General features: G+C 71.9%; 11 protein-coding genes and 1 pseudogene. 2 read left to right on the top strand and 10 right to left on the bottom strand.

Features of this window, described 5'->3' with window-relative positions:
• The coding region (locus tag ABZ725_RS33650) for a DNA polymerase III subunit alpha (protein WP_358806270.1) at positions 1 to 3,476 on the bottom strand (3,476 nt) is incomplete at its 3' end.
• A gap of 64 nt (positions 3,477 to 3,540) precedes the next feature.
• On the opposite strand from ABZ725_RS33650, the pseudogene ABZ725_RS33645 reads away from it, so the two are divergent.
• Positions 3,541 to 3,612: pseudogene (locus ABZ725_RS33645) on the top strand (hypothetical protein); the annotation flags it as partial.
• Positions 3,613 to 3,713: 101 nt separating this feature from the next.
• Here the strand turns inward: ABZ725_RS33645 and ABZ725_RS33640 are convergent.
• From ABZ725_RS33640 to ABZ725_RS33605, 8 genes are all read right to left on the bottom strand, one after another.
• Positions 3,714 to 4,796, bottom strand: coding sequence for a S1 family peptidase (locus ABZ725_RS33640; protein WP_358806269.1), 1,083 nt, complete (start codon positions 4,794 to 4,796; stop codon positions 3,714 to 3,716).
• A 225-nt stretch (positions 4,797 to 5,021) separates the two neighbouring features.
• Positions 5,022 to 5,867 (bottom strand): slipin family protein, encoded by an 846-nt coding sequence (locus ABZ725_RS33635; protein WP_358806268.1) that lies wholly within the window; start codon positions 5,865 to 5,867, stop codon positions 5,022 to 5,024.
• Between the two features lie 172 nt (positions 5,868 to 6,039).
• The gene (locus tag ABZ725_RS33630) at positions 6,040 to 6,951 is read right to left on the bottom strand and encodes a S1 family peptidase (RefSeq protein WP_358806267.1); all 912 of its coding nucleotides are present in this window, start codon (positions 6,949 to 6,951) and stop codon (positions 6,040 to 6,042) included.
• A gap of 227 nt (positions 6,952 to 7,178) precedes the next feature.
• Positions 7,179 to 7,310 carry a DUF1684 domain-containing protein gene (locus ABZ725_RS33625; RefSeq protein WP_358806419.1) on the bottom strand — a complete coding sequence of 44 codons (132 nt, stop codon included), beginning with the start codon at positions 7,308 to 7,310 and terminating at the stop codon, positions 7,179 to 7,181.
• Between the two features lie 44 nt (positions 7,311 to 7,354).
• Positions 7,355 to 8,242 carry an LLM class flavin-dependent oxidoreductase gene (locus ABZ725_RS33620; RefSeq protein ID WP_358806266.1) on the bottom strand — a complete coding sequence of 296 codons (888 nt, stop codon included), beginning with the start codon at positions 8,240 to 8,242 and terminating at the stop codon, positions 7,355 to 7,357.
• A gap of 58 nt (positions 8,243 to 8,300) precedes the next feature.
• Complete coding sequence (locus ABZ725_RS33615; protein ID WP_358806265.1) at positions 8,301 to 10,085, bottom strand: FAD/NAD(P)-binding protein; 1,785 nt, start codon at positions 10,083 to 10,085, stop codon at positions 8,301 to 8,303.
• A gap of 377 nt (positions 10,086 to 10,462) precedes the next feature.
• Complete coding sequence (locus ABZ725_RS33610; RefSeq protein WP_351915223.1) at positions 10,463 to 11,059, bottom strand: ATP/GTP-binding protein; 597 nt, start codon at positions 11,057 to 11,059, stop codon at positions 10,463 to 10,465.
• A 130-nt stretch (positions 11,060 to 11,189) separates the two neighbouring features.
• A complete protein-coding gene (locus ABZ725_RS33605) occupies positions 11,190 to 12,416 on the bottom strand; it encodes a DUF5685 family protein (protein WP_358806264.1) in 1,227 nt (408 codons plus the stop codon).
• A gap of 311 nt (positions 12,417 to 12,727) precedes the next feature.
• On the opposite strand from ABZ725_RS33605, the gene ABZ725_RS33600 reads away from it, so the two are divergent.
• Positions 12,728 to 13,165 carry a cell division protein SepF gene (locus tag ABZ725_RS33600; protein WP_351915227.1) on the top strand — a complete coding sequence of 146 codons (438 nt, stop codon included), beginning with the start codon at positions 12,728 to 12,730 and terminating at the stop codon, positions 13,163 to 13,165.
• Between the two features lie 36 nt (positions 13,166 to 13,201).
• Here the strand turns inward: ABZ725_RS33600 and ABZ725_RS33595 are convergent, their stop codons facing one another.
• Complete coding sequence (locus ABZ725_RS33595; RefSeq protein ID WP_358806263.1) at positions 13,202 to 14,392, bottom strand: acyl-CoA dehydrogenase family protein; 1,191 nt, start codon at positions 14,390 to 14,392, stop codon at positions 13,202 to 13,204.
• Between the last annotated feature and the right edge of the window lie 69 nt (positions 14,393 to 14,461).

Here is a 14,461-nt window from a genome sequence, read left to right as displayed (position 1 = left end):
ACGCCCCCCACCGGGCCACGGCCCCCAGCCCGGTCACCGTTCCCCCTCCGATCGCGGTCCCCCGTCCGGCCACCGCTCCCCGCCCGATCACCCCCGCCCCCTGCCGGATCGCCGCCCTCCACCGGATCACCGGACCCCTCCGCCACGGGTGCGGGCACCTCCACGGGCATCGCCGCGGGCATCGCCTCCCGCGTCGGCGCCGCAAGGCGGGTCGCCACCTCGTCGAGTCCGCCCTCGGCGCGCAGTTCGACGAGATCGGCGAGGTTCCAGGCCGCCGCGCCCACCACGCTGAGGCTGCGCGGGCCGCGCCGCTGCACCACCCCGCGCACCAGCAGCAGCCAGGAGTGGAAGACGGTGTGGGCGCAGGCGTCGTGGGAGTCGTCGAAGAAGGCGAGGTCGACCAGGCCCGTGCCGTCGTCCAGGGTGCTGAAGATGACCCGTTTGCCGGACCGGATCGGCGGCGTCTGGGTGGCCGCCTTGGCGCCGGCGACCAGCACCGTCTCCCCGTGCCGGGCGTCCCGCAGCCGTCGTGCCGAGACCACGCCCAGCTCGTCGAGGAAGGCCCGGTGGTCGTCCATCAGATTGCGCGAGGCGTCCATGGAGAGCACGCCCAGCTCGGCGCTGAGCCGCTCGGCGGAGGACAGGTCCGGCAGCCCGGCGGGAGCCGTCTGCCGCCCGCCCGCCAGGGGGAGTTGGCCGCCGCCCGCACCTCGCGCCCCCCGGTGCAGCTCGGTCAAGTGCAGTTGCAGATCACGCCGGTTGGCACCGAAGGCGTCCAACGCGCCGACCTGCGCGAGCCGCCCGGCGAGCGGACGGCTCGGCCGCGCCCGTTCCCAGAAGTCGAGCAGCGAGGCGTACGGCTGCCCGTCCGCGACCCGCGCCGCCTCGGCCTCGCTGATGCCGTGCACGTCGGAGAGGGCCAACCGCAGCCCCCAGACCCCGGATTCAGACACCAGTTCGATACGGTGGGCGACCCCCGACCGGTTCACGTCCAACGGCAGGATCGGCACCCCGCGCCGCCGCGCGTCCGCCAGCAGCAGCCGCTTCGGATACATCCCGGGGTCGTGCGTGAGCAGCCCGGCGTAGAAGGCGGCCGGGTGGTGCGCCTTCAGCCACGCCGACTGGTACGTCGGGACGGCGAACGCGACCGCATGCGCCTTGCAGAAGCCGTACGAGCCGAAGGCCTCGACGATCCCCCAGGTCCGCTGAATCGTTTCTGCCCCATACCCCCTCGCCGCCGCGTGCTGCGCGAACCACACCCTGATCCGCCCCTGCGACTCCGGGTCGGACAGCCCGCGCCGCACCCGGTCCGCCTCGCCGCGTCCGCAGCCGGTCATGATCGCGACGATGTCGATGATCTGCTCGTGGAAGACGACGACCCCGTAGGTGTCCCGCAGCGGCTCCTCCAGGTCCGGGTGCGGATACCGGATCGGCGCCCGCCCGTGCCGCGCCTCGATGAACGGCCGCACCATGTCGGCGGCGACCGGCCCCGGCCGGAACAGGGAGATGTCCACGACCATGTCGTGGAAGGTGGCCGGCTGCAACCGCCCCACCAGATCCCGCTGGCCGGGCGACTCGATCTGGAAACAGCCCAGCGTCTCGGCGGAACGGATGAGCCGATACGTCGCCGGGTCACCGCCCTCGACCGCGTCCAGGTCGATCCGCTCGCCCGTCGCCCGCGCCACCTCCGCCACCGCGTGCGCCATCGCCGACTGCATCCGCACGCCCAGCACGTCCAGCTTGAGCAGCCCGAGGTCCTCGACGTCGTCCTTGTCGAACTGGGCCATGGGGAACCCCTCGCCGCTGGTCGGCATGACCGGCGTACGGGAGAGCAGGGAGGCGTCGGAGAGCAGGACCCCGCACGGGTGCATGGCGACTCCGCGCGGGAGGGCGTCGAGGGCCTCGACCAGCTCCCACAGCCGTCCGTAGCGCTCCTTCTCCCCTGCCAGCGCGCGCAGTTCGGGCAGCTCCGCCAGGGCCGCCCGGGCATCGCGGGCCCGGATGTGCGGGAAGGACTTGGCGACGCGGTCGATCTCGGCGGGGTCCATGGACAGGGCCGCGCCGACGTCCCGGACGGCATGGCGGACGCGGTACGTCTCCGGCATCGCGACCGTCGCGACCCGCTCGACGCCGAAGCGGCCGATGATCGCGCGGTACACCTCCAGCCGGCGCGCGGACTCCACGTCGATGTCGATGTCGGGCAGCACCACCCGCTCCTTGGACAGGAAGCGCTCCATCAGCAGCCCGTGCTCGACGGGGTCGGCGTGGGCGATGCCGAGGAGGTGGTTGACGAGGGACCCCGCGCCCGAGCCGCGCGCGGCGACCCGGATGCCCATGTCCCGTACGTCGTCCACGACCTGAGCGACCGTCAGGAAGTAGGAGGCGAAGCCGTGGTGGGCGATGATGTCGAGTTCGCGGTGCATCCGTTCCCAGTAGTGCCGCGCCCGCGAGGAGCGGTCGTAGCCGCGCAGCACCATCCCCGCCGACGCCCGTGAGGCCAGCGCCCGCTGGGCGGTGCGGCGGCCGGCTCCGACGAGGTGCGGCTCCGGGAAGTGGACGGCGCCCATGCCGAGGTCGTCCTCGGGGTCGACCAGGCATTCGGCGGCGGCCGTCCGGGTCTGCTCCAGCAGGTGGTGGGCGGCGGTGCGCCGGAAGCCGGCGGCCTCCACGATCCGCTCCGCCGCCCCGAGCATGACGTCCGCGCCCTTGAGCCAGGCCTCGCCCGAGTCCAGTTCCTTGGCCGGGTCGATGGGGACGAGCCGGCGAGCGGCGTCCAGGACGTCCGCGACCGGGCCCTGGCCGGGGTCGGCGTACCGGACGGCGTTGCTGAGCACGGGCCGGATCCGCTGTTCGGCGGCGAAGCCGACGGTACGGGCGGCCAGCCGCAGGGAACCGGGTCCGGTGCCGGTGCGCCCGTGCCAGACGGCCTCCAGCCGCAGGGCGTCGCCGTACACCTCCCGCCAGGGGGCGAGGAGCCTCGCGGCCCGGTCCGGCCGGCCCGCGGCGAGCGCACGGCCGACGTCGGAGGCGGGGCCGAGCAGGACGGTCAGGCCGTCCCCGTGGTTTCCGGCCCAGGGCAGCACCGGGACGTCCGCCCCGCCCGCGTGCGCGGCCGTGACGATCCGGCACAGGTCGGCCCAGCCCCGGGCGCCGTCGCGGGCGAGGAAGGTGACGCGGGGTGTCGACTCGTCGACGAAGGCGCCGCCGCGCACGGGGGTGCGGCGTCGGTCCCGCCGTACGTCGCTCCCCTCCCGCAACCGCGCCGCCACCGCCAGGTCCACCCCGAACAGCGGGCGCACGCCCTCCTTCGCACAGGCCTTGGCGAAGCGGACCGTGCCGGCGAGGGTGTCGCGGTCGGTGAGGGCGAGGGCGTCCATGCCCCGCTCCGAGGCGCGCTCGGCCAGCCGGTCCGGGTGCGAGGCGCCGTAACGCAGGGAGAACCCGGAGACGGTGTGCAGATGCGTGAACCCTGGCATCCACCCCTCCGATATCGAACATCAGTTCCCAACTCGCTCACCCCCACCATAGACCAAATCCCGAACATATGTACGACAGCCGTTCGGACGCCTCCCACCTGCGGAAACACCCGACGGCCGGACCGTGGGGACATGACACAGACCGCCGGCGCCGACGCCCCCGCGACCACCCCGTAGCGCACGCATGAGGTCCCGCCCCTCACGCGCGGGGCGGGACCTCCACAAGCGTCGGGCGGGTCAGCCGATCTGCGTCCCCGTGGCCGACAGCGCCTCCGTGACCGGCTGGAAGAACGTCTCCCCGCCGGAGGCGCAGTCGCCGCTGCCGCCCGAGGTCAGGCCGACGGCGCTGCTGCCCGAGAAGAGGGAGCCGCCGCTGTCGCCGGGCTCGGCGCAGACGTCGGTCTGGACGAGACCGTCGACGATGTCTCCGTTGCCGTAGTTCACGGTCGCGTCCAGACCGGTGACCGTGCCGGAGTGCACCCGGGTGGTCGAGCCGCTGCGGGTGACCTTCATGCCGACGGTGGCCTCCGCGGCGCCGGTGATCGCCTGCGCGGAGCCGTCGTAGAGGTCGACCTCGCTCGGGTGGTCGACGTCGGCGGTGTACTTGACGAGGCCGTAGTCGTCGCCCGGGAAGCTGGAGACCTCGTTGGCGCCGATCGCGGCGCCGGAGGAGTCCGACCAGGTGGAGATGGCCTCGGTGCAGTGCCCGGCGGTCAGGAAGTACGGCTCGCCGCCCTTGACCACGTTGAAGCCGAGCGAACAGCGCCCGCCGCCGCCGGTGATGGCGTCGCCGCCGGCGATGAGGGGCTTGAACTCCCCCTTGGTTCGCTGGAGTTCAGCCGTCCTGCCGAGCCCGTCGACGACCTTGGCGAGCTTGGCCCACTCGGCGTCGGAGACGGTGCGGTCGGCGGTGACGACGACCTTGTTGGCGGTCGGGTCGGTCACCCAGGCGGTGCCCGGGATGGCCGCGTCCGCCTTGAGCGTCGCCTGCGCGCCGGTCAGTTCGGCGAGGGAGTTCTCGACGAGTCTGGCCTTGGCCCCGGCCGCCTCGACGGCCTTCGCGGCGGCCTCGTCGAGGACGTTCACCACGAGACTCCTGCTCTTCGCGTCGTAGTACGTGCCCGCCGCGTCGGCGCCGAGGTCCTCGCCGAGCGTCGAGGCGAGCTGTCCGGCCGCGAGGGCCGAGAGGGTGGTCGGCTGCGGGGTCTTCGCGGACTCGCTGGCGTTCGCAGTCTGGAAGGTGACTCCGGCCGCGACGAGCGCGGCGATGCCCGCGCCCGTCATGACCGCCCGTCGCCCGGGTATGCGTCGATGCTTCAACTCGCGTCCTCCTGTGGGGGTCGGCCCGGCGGCCGTGGGGGACCGCGGCGGGCCGGAAGGCCGGGACTTGCCCTGGTTGACGGGCGCTCACTCTTCCGAACCGCACAGGGAGCACACAAGGTCGCCTTCGGGACGCGCACAAGGTGGGCACCGCGCGCCCTCCGCTTCTTCACCACCTTGTCCGGACAGCGATGCTGTGCATACGCAAAATCGCGCGGGCCTGCCCTACTCCTCGATCGACTTCGACTTCGCCTCCGGCACGGGAGCAGACGCGGGCACGGGAGCAGGCGCAGGCGCAGGCGCCGCCGGCGGTTGCTGGGCCCGTTCCAGGAACCTCAGCAGCTCCACCGGGAACGGCAGCACCAGCGTGGAGTTCTTCTCGGCGGCGACCGCCACCACCGTCTGCAGCAGCCGCAGTTGGAGCGCGGCGGGCTGCTCGGACATCTCCTTCGCCGCCTCGGCGAGCTTCTTCGACGCCTGCAGCTCGGCGTCGGCGTTGATGATCCTGGCCCGCCGCTCACGGTCGGCCTCGGCCTGCCGGGCCATGGACCGCTTCATCGTCTCCGGCAGGGAGACGTCCTTGATCTCGACCCGGTCGATCGTGACGCCCCACTCCACGGCCGGGCTGTCGATCATCAACTCCAGTCCCTGGTTGAGCTTTTCGCGGTCGGACAGCAGATCGTCCAGCTCGCTCTTGCCGATGATGGACCGCAGGGAGGTCTGCGCCATCTGCGAGACGGCGAACCGGTAGTCCTCCACCCGCACCACCGCCTCGGCCGGCGCGGTCACCTTGAAGTAGACGACGGCGTCCACCCGCACGGTGACGTTGTCCCGGGTGATGCCCTCCTGCCCCGGCACCGGCATCGTGACGATCTGCATATTGACCTTCCGGAGCCGGTCGATGCCCGGAACGATCAGGGTCAGACCCGGCTCGCGCACCTCGGACCGGAGTTTTCCGAGGCGGAAGACCACGCCCCGCTCGTACTGTTTGACGACCCGCGCCGCCGCCGTCACGTACACCGCCCCGGCGGCCACGAGCGTGACTCCCGCCGCCAACAGTTCCTCGACCATGCCGGCCCCCAAGGGTCCGAAACGCTTCCCGAACTTCCCGAAGCACTTGACGTACCACGACGGTAACTCCGGGTTCCGGGCAAGGGCGAGCCCCCGCACGCCGGTTCGCGCGCGGGGGCTCGTGGTGCGAGAACTCGTGGTGCGAGAGCTCGTGCTGCGGGACCCGGACGGGCTAGAAGACGCTCACCCCGTACGCGCTCAGCGCCTCGGCCACCGGCTGGAAGAAGGTCGTGCCGCCGGAGGTGCAGTTGCCGCTGCCGCCGGAGGTCAGACCGTAGGCGATGCCGCTGGTCGAGTACAGCGGACCGCCGGAGTCGCCGCCCTCGGCGCAGACGTTGGTCTGGATCATGCCGTAGACGATGTCGCCGCTGCCGTAGTTCACGGTCGCGTTCAGCGCGGTGACCCGGCCGCTGTGGATGCCGGTGGTCGAGCCGTCACGGTAGACCGTGGTGCCGACGCTGGGCGTGCCCGAGCTGGTGATGTCCGTGTTGCCCGCACCGCCGGTCTTGGTGACCGAGGTGTTGGTGTAGCGGACCAGCGCGTAGTCGTTGGTCGGGAAGCTGTAGCTGACGTTCGTGCCGAGCGTGGTCGTCTGCCCGGAGTTGGAGTACCAGGTCGACGCGACCTCGCCGCAGTGGCCGGCGGTGAGGAAGTAGTAGGTGCTGCCGCTGACGACGTTGAAGCCGAGCGAGCAGCGGTAGCCGCCGCCGTAGATGGCGTCGCCGCCGGTGATCAGCTTGTTGAACTTGCCCGGCGTGTGCTTGATCGTGAGCGCGCCGGCGTTGCTGCCCGCCTGCTCCTTGATCTGCGCGATCTCGGCCTGCGAGACCGTGCTGTCGACGGTGACCACGACGCGGTTGGTCTTGGCGTCGACCGCCCAGGCTGTGCCCGCGATGTCCGCCTGGAGCACCGAGCTGCTGGCGCTCTTCAGCTCGGCCGTGCTGAAGGTGGCGTTGTCCGCCGCGTTCGCGTTGGGGATCGCGATGGCGGCAGCGGCCACGAGTCCGGTGGCGACCGCGGTCAGCCGCATCCGTCTCGAGATACCGCTCATGGGGGTGGTGGGGGTGGTGCGCTTGATCCTCACGTTTCGTTCCCTCCCAGGGGAAGTCGGGGGCCCGTCGTGTGGGGTCGGGGCCCGTGAGGCGCAGCCAGGACCGACGTTCGCCCGAAAAATCGGACACGCCGTGACCCTGACAAGCGCTGAGGGGGAGTATTCGGCCGAACGGCCGGTCGGCGCAAGAGCGCCTTTCGGCCGTCAGACGTCGATCGAACTGCGCGAGTTGAACCCTCTCGCAGCCCTCTTGCCCCAGCTCAGACCAGGTTGCGCTCCCCTGCCTCGACCGCCACGTGACATGTGTTCCCCGGCGACGGCCCGGGGCAGCCGAAACCGTCGGCAAAGGCGCACGGAGGCAGTACGGACGGTGGAGGTCGACGGCTGTGCATCCGTCCGCGTCGGGTGCGCCGGAGTGCGGTGCCGTCCTCTTCCGTCACCCGGGTCCCGGGGGTGTCCGGAAGTCGACCGTCCGGATCGTCGGGCGGTCGGCGGCCCGGGGCGGCAGCCCCAGGTGCTCGCGGAGTGTGCTGCCCGGATAGAAGGTGCGGAACATACCGCGGTGCTGAAGGAGCGCCACCGTGCCGTTGACCAGCCGTTCCAGGTCGCGGCGCGGTTCCACGGGGATGAGGTGGAAGCCGTCGACCTCGCCGTCCTGCCGCCAGGACGCGATCAGGTCGGCGAGGTCGACGGGGCCGCCCCGGTAGAGCGGGCCCTGTGCGGTCTGCCGGGGGCCGCCTCCGCCGTGGCCGCGTTCGGCGGCGTGCTCGCCGTCGCCGAGGTCGATCAGCAGACTCGCCAGGACCCGCAGGCTGTTGGGGTCGCGTCCCGACCGGGCCGCCTCGGAACGCAGTCGGTGGCTGACGGCACGGGCCTGCGCGCAGTCCGCCACCCGGACGAGTGCCACGTCGGCCCGGCGCGCGGCGACGGACAGGGCCGGTCCCTCGACGGCGTCGACGACGCACACGGGTCGTCCCTGCGGAGGTCCGGACACCGGGGAAGGGCTCTCGGCGGCGGAGACGGCATTCCCGCCGATCCGCCATCCGGCCCTGCCTCCGCTGACCCGGTCGAGGTCGGCCACCGCGTCGGCGGTGGTGAACCTCGGCACCAGTCCGACGCGGTGCGTGGCGGGCGCCACCCGGGACAGCACGGCCGGCGCGTCCGGTCCGGGCCCCGCGAAGGCGTCGTCGTCCAGCGTCACGAAGTCGAGCCCGCCGCGCTCGGCGAGTCGCGCCAGCTCGACGTAGGGGCCGGTGTCGCGCACCCCGGGCCGGTCGACTGCGGCGGCCAGGTGCAGCAGGCCCCGGCCGGGCGATGAGGTCATCGGGAAGAACCCTTTCTCTGACACGGGACGCGGTGCCGCTGCGCAGTGCTCGACCGGCTCACCCGACGGCGTCGGCGCCCAGGTCCCGCAGGAACACCAGGGCGGCCCGCGCGGTCGCGTCGTTCTGCCGGAACGCGGGGCCTCCCGTGCGCGGCCGGGTGAACGCCCCGGGCGTACGGCCGTCGGTGTGCGGGCCGAGCGCGAAGCGCCGTGGGTGCGGCAGTCCGGCCCGGTCCAGGATCCGGCCGTCGGCGCGGTCCACCCGCAACAGCCCGTCCGGGGTCTCGTCGGCGCCGTCGGTGTGCAGCTCGCGCAGCAGCGGGTCGAGGGCGCGCCGGAGCGTCGGCTCCGGCAGCCGGGCCTCGACCAGCGCCCGCGCCTCGACCGAGAACCCCGGCACGGTCGCCCCGGACGCCCGGAACACCCCGTCCTCGGCGCGTACGGCCATGTCGGCGCCGACGAACTTGAGCAGTCCCGCCCGGGACAGGGCGAGCAGTTGCCGCAGCCGGGGGCCGGGCGGCCCGGAGGCGAGGTAGCTGAAGAACCCGTGCCACGAGGAGCCGATGTTCCCCAGCCGGATCAGTTGCCCGTAGACGGACAGCAGTCCCAGGAAAACGGCCAGGTCAGGACTGTGGGCGGCATTGTGACGGCGGCCCAGATCGTCCTCGACATATCCGCGCAGGCCCTCCTGGAACTCCTCGAAGGACCCGTACGTCACCCCGTCCAGCGGTCGGTCGAGGGCGGTCAGGTCGAGCCGGTCACGGGGGTCGGGCACGGCGGACGCCACCAGCGCCTCGCGCTCGGCCCCCTCGGAGGCGGCCGCGTACTTCTCCTCGAAGTCGGTCCAGGCGATCGCGGTCCGCTCGGCGTGGACGGTGAACAGGCGGTGGTAGTGGGCGAAGCCCAGCTCCTTCTCCACCAGAGGCCACACGTCCCGCCGGAAGTCGAAGCCCTCGGGCCGCGCGAGCAGTCCGTCGATCTCGGCGGGTCCCAGGAACCGGGGCAGCGGCGGCCGCTCGCCGGTCCAGTCGTAGCCGATCTTCGAGTGGTACGGCACTCCGCGCCGGGAGCCGACGTACAGCACCGGCTCCCGCCCCGAGGGCACGTACGTGTCCCCCTCGTACCGTCCGCCGCGCCCTTCGGTGAGGAGCGCCATCAGGTCGACGAAGGCGAGCCCGAAGCCGCGCACCAGGACGGGTTCGCCGGCCGGGAGCGCGGACAGATCGCTGTCGGCGGTGAAGTCCGGCGGGAGGTGGACGAGCCCGTGCTCGCGCGCATAGGCCGCCAACTCGCGCTGCTCGTCGTCGAGTTCGGCGTCGAGGTGGCCTTGGGCGAGGACGACGAGGTCGGCGAGCAGGGGCCGGTCCCGGCCCTCCAGCCACACCTGCTGGCGCCCCTCGCGGGAGCCGCTCACCCGCAGCGCGCGCCGCGGATGGTGGTGGACGGTGATGTCCGGGGGCAGCGCGGCGACGGCCCGCTCGTGCACCCAGCGCAGATAGGCGCCCTGGATCCGCCGGTCGGCGAAGGTGCGCCCGTCGATGCCGGCCCACTCGTGCAGGGTGGGGCCGGGCCGCACGGGGCCGTCCATCTGCACCGTCTCGTCGGTGAACATGGTGACGTCCTCGGCGTGCGAGTTCATCCACAGCAGCGGCGACTGGGCGGCCCGCCAGATACGGCCGGCGCCCGGCGGATGCGGGTCGACGAGGTGGATGTCGAGACCCGAACCGGCGTACAGCTCGGGCGCGTTGGCGGCGATCCGCTCGATGAGACCGGTACCCCGCGGCCCGCCCCCGACGATCACGAGGGTGGCAGGGGATTCGGGAGTGAGGGTTTCGGAAGACATGCGAAGGCTCCGTGACAGCTGGGTTGGACACGGGGGGTGCCTTCACGCACCGGAAACGGCCGAGCCCCTCAGCAGGGCCGTCCGGTGAGAGTACGCGGGCGTTTCCCCCGGCTGTCAAGGCCGTCCACACTGTGAGCCGTACGTCTCACGTCGGTTGACGCAAAACCGGAGACCTGTTCCACTTGGCCCATGCATCCGCAGCAGTGGCTGGTCACCCGCTCCCACATCGACTTCGGTCGCGTGTGGTCCTGTTCCTGTTGAGCTGACCCACTGCGGCCCCCGGTTCCCGGGGCGCCCTTCTCGTGCTCTTCCCCGCACCCGGTCCAGCCTTCACGCACACCCGCGCGCCCCCTCGTCTCGCGCACCCTTCACAGCGATCAGCGCACCCCGACCGCCTTCCGCCTGGCGGCGGCCCGAAACCCGATCACCCGGTCCATCAACGCCCCCAGCACATCCCGCACGGAGTCACGCTCACGCGCGTCGCACTCCAGCACCGGCACGTCGACGCTCAGCCCCAACGCCTCCCGGACGTCCTTCAGTTCGAACCGCTCGGCCCCGTCGAAGCGGTTCACGGCAAGGATGAAGGGCTGGCCCCGGGTCTCGAAGTAGTCGACGGCCGGGAAGCACTCCTCCATCCGCCGGGTGTCCACGAGGACGACCGTCCCGAGCGCCCCTTCCACCAGGTCGTCCCAGAGGAACGAGAACCGGCTCTGTCCGGGCGTGCCGAACAGATACAGCGCGATGGTCGGATCGACCCTGATCCGGCCGAAGTCGAGGGCGACCGTGGTGGTCGTCTTGGACTCCACGCCCTCGAGCGAGTCGACCCCGACCGACACCTGGGTGATGGCCGCCTCCGTGTCGAGCGGCTCGATCTCGGAGACGGCTCTGATGAAGGTGGTCTTGCCCACGCCGAGCCCGCCGCTCACCACGATCTTCACGGCGAGCGGCACGGTTTTGTCAGAACGCCCGGGCATGATCACTGATCCTTTCGAGCCTCCGCGTCCGCATCCTCTCCGGGAGATACGTCCCCGGGGTGCTCACCGCTCACCGTGGCGCCCGCCCGCCACGGACGATGAGCAGCCGCACACGGCAGGTGACGTCTCGTCAGCAGGAGCAGTCGCAGCAGGAGCAGCACTCACAGCACTCGCACCCGTCACAGCAGTCGCAGCAATCGCAGTCGCAGTTGCTGCACCAGCCTTCGCGCTTCTTCCTCGACCAGGGCCCCTCGAACTCGTCGGCGCAGCACGCCTTGCAGGTGCAGCACAGCCCGATCGCGACCGCGCAGCCGGCCAGGAAGCCCCGTTTGTCGGGTCGCGGCGGCTCGCCCCCGTAAGGGTTGCCGTACGGGTTGCCGGGGTCGGCGGGCGCGTTCGGATCCACCGGGCCCTGCGGGGCGTAGGGGCCGGTCGGCGGCCCGAACGCGCCCTGCGGCCCGTGCCCGCCCTCCGGGCCGTGGGCGTGCCCGCAGCTCTGCGTCCCGAACGCCCGGTCGACCGACCGCTCCAGTTCGTGCGCGAGCAGCAGATGCACCAGCTTGCCGTCCACGAACGAGGCGTCCTTCAGGGCGAGCCGGATCCCGTGCAGCGCGTCGTCGGCGAGCCGCCGGGCCTCGGTGAGCGGGGTGCCCGTGGCCGTCAGCGGGTTCCAGGCGCCGTTCGCCGCGTCGGCCTGCCGATCCTCGACCGCGTCCAGCAGATGGGCCAGCCGGCCGAAGAGCCTGCCCGCCTCGGCGAGCGGCGCGGCGTTGCCCTCCCTGCCCGCCAGGACCGCGGTGTGTGCGAAGGCCGCGGCGGTGGCGGTCTCGGTCGGCTCGGTGACGGTCAGCAGCGAGGTGCCCGGTCCGGCGAGCGCCTCGATGCCGACCTGCCGGTCCACGGCGTCGACGAGGACCGCGGTGTCGAATCCGACGGCGGCCCCGCCGCGTTCCCCGGCCCGCCCCCAGCTCGCGGCGACCCGGCGCGCGGCGACGGAGACCGGCCGCCGCGCCAGCAGCCCGTCCCCGTCGGCGACGTGGTCGCGGACCTTGGCGGAGGCGAGCACCAGCGAGACGGCGGCCGCGAGCCGCGCGCCCTCCCCCTGCGCGACGGACGCGGTGCGCATCCCGCGCAACGGGCACGGTCCCGCCGTCCGCCGCCACCCGCCGGCCGTGACCCGCTCGGCCTGAGCCTCTGTCAGAACCGATATGAGCAACCCGTCATAGTTGGTGACGACCCGGGCGAACTGCCCGTGATCACCGCGCAGCGCGAGACACAGCCCGCACAGGTGCGCCATCCACTGCGTCTTGAGACCCTCACCGAGCCGGTGACTGCATGGCCTGACGATTCCGAACACGACAACCCCCGTCGTCCTTGGGACATTGAGCTGGCGCATGTTATCGACCGATTGTCATGCCGGAGTGAACGTCTCGGTTCACCCGGACGCACCGAGCGTCACCCATCCGCCACGAAGAATCATATTTCACTCACAGTCAGCAGCCGTATGCGGTAGGACCCTTGGGGGGCGCGGGCTCTGTACGGATTCGCTGTGCACCAGTACCGTCACAAACCCCCCGCGCGGCGTCTATCCACTTGGCGCGACATCCGCATCATGGACGACCATGGGGAATGCGGAAAGCAGAAAGACCGCTGTGAGAGGAGGCGTCCATGGGATCGGTGCGCAAGGCGAGTGCCTGGCTTGGCCTCGTCGACGACAACGATGACGAGCGTTACTACGACGACGACTATTCCGAGGGGACCGACTCCGGAGAGGCCTGGGTCACCGACCCCCGCGTCAAGGTCGCCGCGGACACGGCCGAGGAGAAGGGCCGACGGATCGGCACCGTGACCCCGGACAGCTTCCGGGACGCGCGGGCGATCGGTGAGCTGTTCCGCGAAGGTGTGCCGGTCATCGTGAACCTCACGGCCATGGAGGCCGGCGACGCCAAGCGCGTCGTCGACTTCGCGGCCGGGCTGATCTTCGGCCTGCGGGGTTCGATCGAGCGGGTGTCCACCCGGGTGTTCCTGCTGACCCCCGCCAACACGGAGATCGTGAACGGCGACCCGTCCGCGCGTCGGGCGGACGGTTTCTTCAACCAGAGCTGAGGCAGGGCCGCTCGCCGGCCCTGCCCCCTCCGGGGGTCAGCGGAAGGCGTCGAGTCCGGTGAGCGCCTTGCCCAGCACGAGCTGGTGCATCTCGACGGTGCCTTCATAGGTGAGGACCGACTCCAGGTTGGTCGCGTGCCGCATGACGGGGTACTCGAGCGAGATCCCGTTGGCCCCGAGGATCGTGCGGGCGGTCCGGCAGATCTCGATCGCTTCCCGTACGTTGTTGAGCTTGCCGAAGCTGACCTGCTCGGGACGCAGGCGGCCGGCGTCCATCCGCCGCCCCAGATGATGGGCGAGCAGAAGCCCCTTGTGCAGCTCGACCGCCATGTCGGCGAGCTTGGCCTGGGTGAGCTGGAAGCCCCCGATGGGCCGCCCGAACTGCTCCCTGGTCTTCGCGTACTCGACGGCGGTCTCGAAACACGACCGCGCAGCGCCCATCGCGCCCCACACGATGCCGTAGCGGGCGTGGGACAGACAGCTGAGCGGGCCCCGCAGCCCGGTGACCTCCGGCAGCACGGCGTCGGCGGGCAGCCGCACGTCGTCGAGCACGAGTTCGCTGGTCACGCTGGCCCGCAGGGACCACTTGTGCTTGATCTCCGGGGCGGAGAACCCAGGGCTGTCGGTCGGGACGACGAACCCCCGGATCCCGTCCTCGCTCTGCGCCCAGACGACGGCCACCCCGGCGACCGACCCGTTGGTGATCCACATCTTGCGCCCGCCGATCACCCAGTCGGAGCCGTCGCGCTTGGCGTACGTCCGCATGGCGGCCGGGTCGGACCCATGGTCGGGTTCGGTAAGCCCGAAGCACCCGATGACCTCGCCGGCGGCCATCCTCGGCAGCCAGGCCTGCTTCTGCTCCTCGCTGCCGAAGCGATGGACGGCGTACATGGCGAGGGATCCCTGCACGGAGACGAGGGAACGGATCCCGGAGTCGGCGGCCTCGAGTTCGAGGCAGGCGAGCCCGTACTGCACGGCACTGGCGCCCGCGCATCCGTAGCCGCTGAGCGACATCCCGAGCGCCCCGATCCCGCCGAGCTCGAGGGCGAGCTCCCGGATGACCGGCAGCTCGCCGCGCTCGTACCACTCGGCGACATACGGCAGCACCCGATCCGCGGCCCACGCCCGCACGGTGTCCCGGACGGCCCGGTCCTCGGGCTCGAGCAGCTCGTCGAGACCGAGGGGATCGGCGGGGTCGAAGGGGGGCAACTTCGAGGACGCAGACATACAGAACAGCCTCCGGGATCCCAAAAACTAGCACCGCTAACCACCCTGCCCCGAGTCGCGATGCGACCG

Origin of the sequence: Streptomyces sp. NPDC006872, from assembly GCF_040635845.1 — a bacterium.
Lineage (GTDB): Bacteria > Actinomycetota > Actinomycetes > Streptomycetales > Streptomycetaceae > Streptomyces.
Note: the sequence above shows the minus strand (reverse complement) of the source record. Positions and strands in the feature narration are given on the sequence as shown.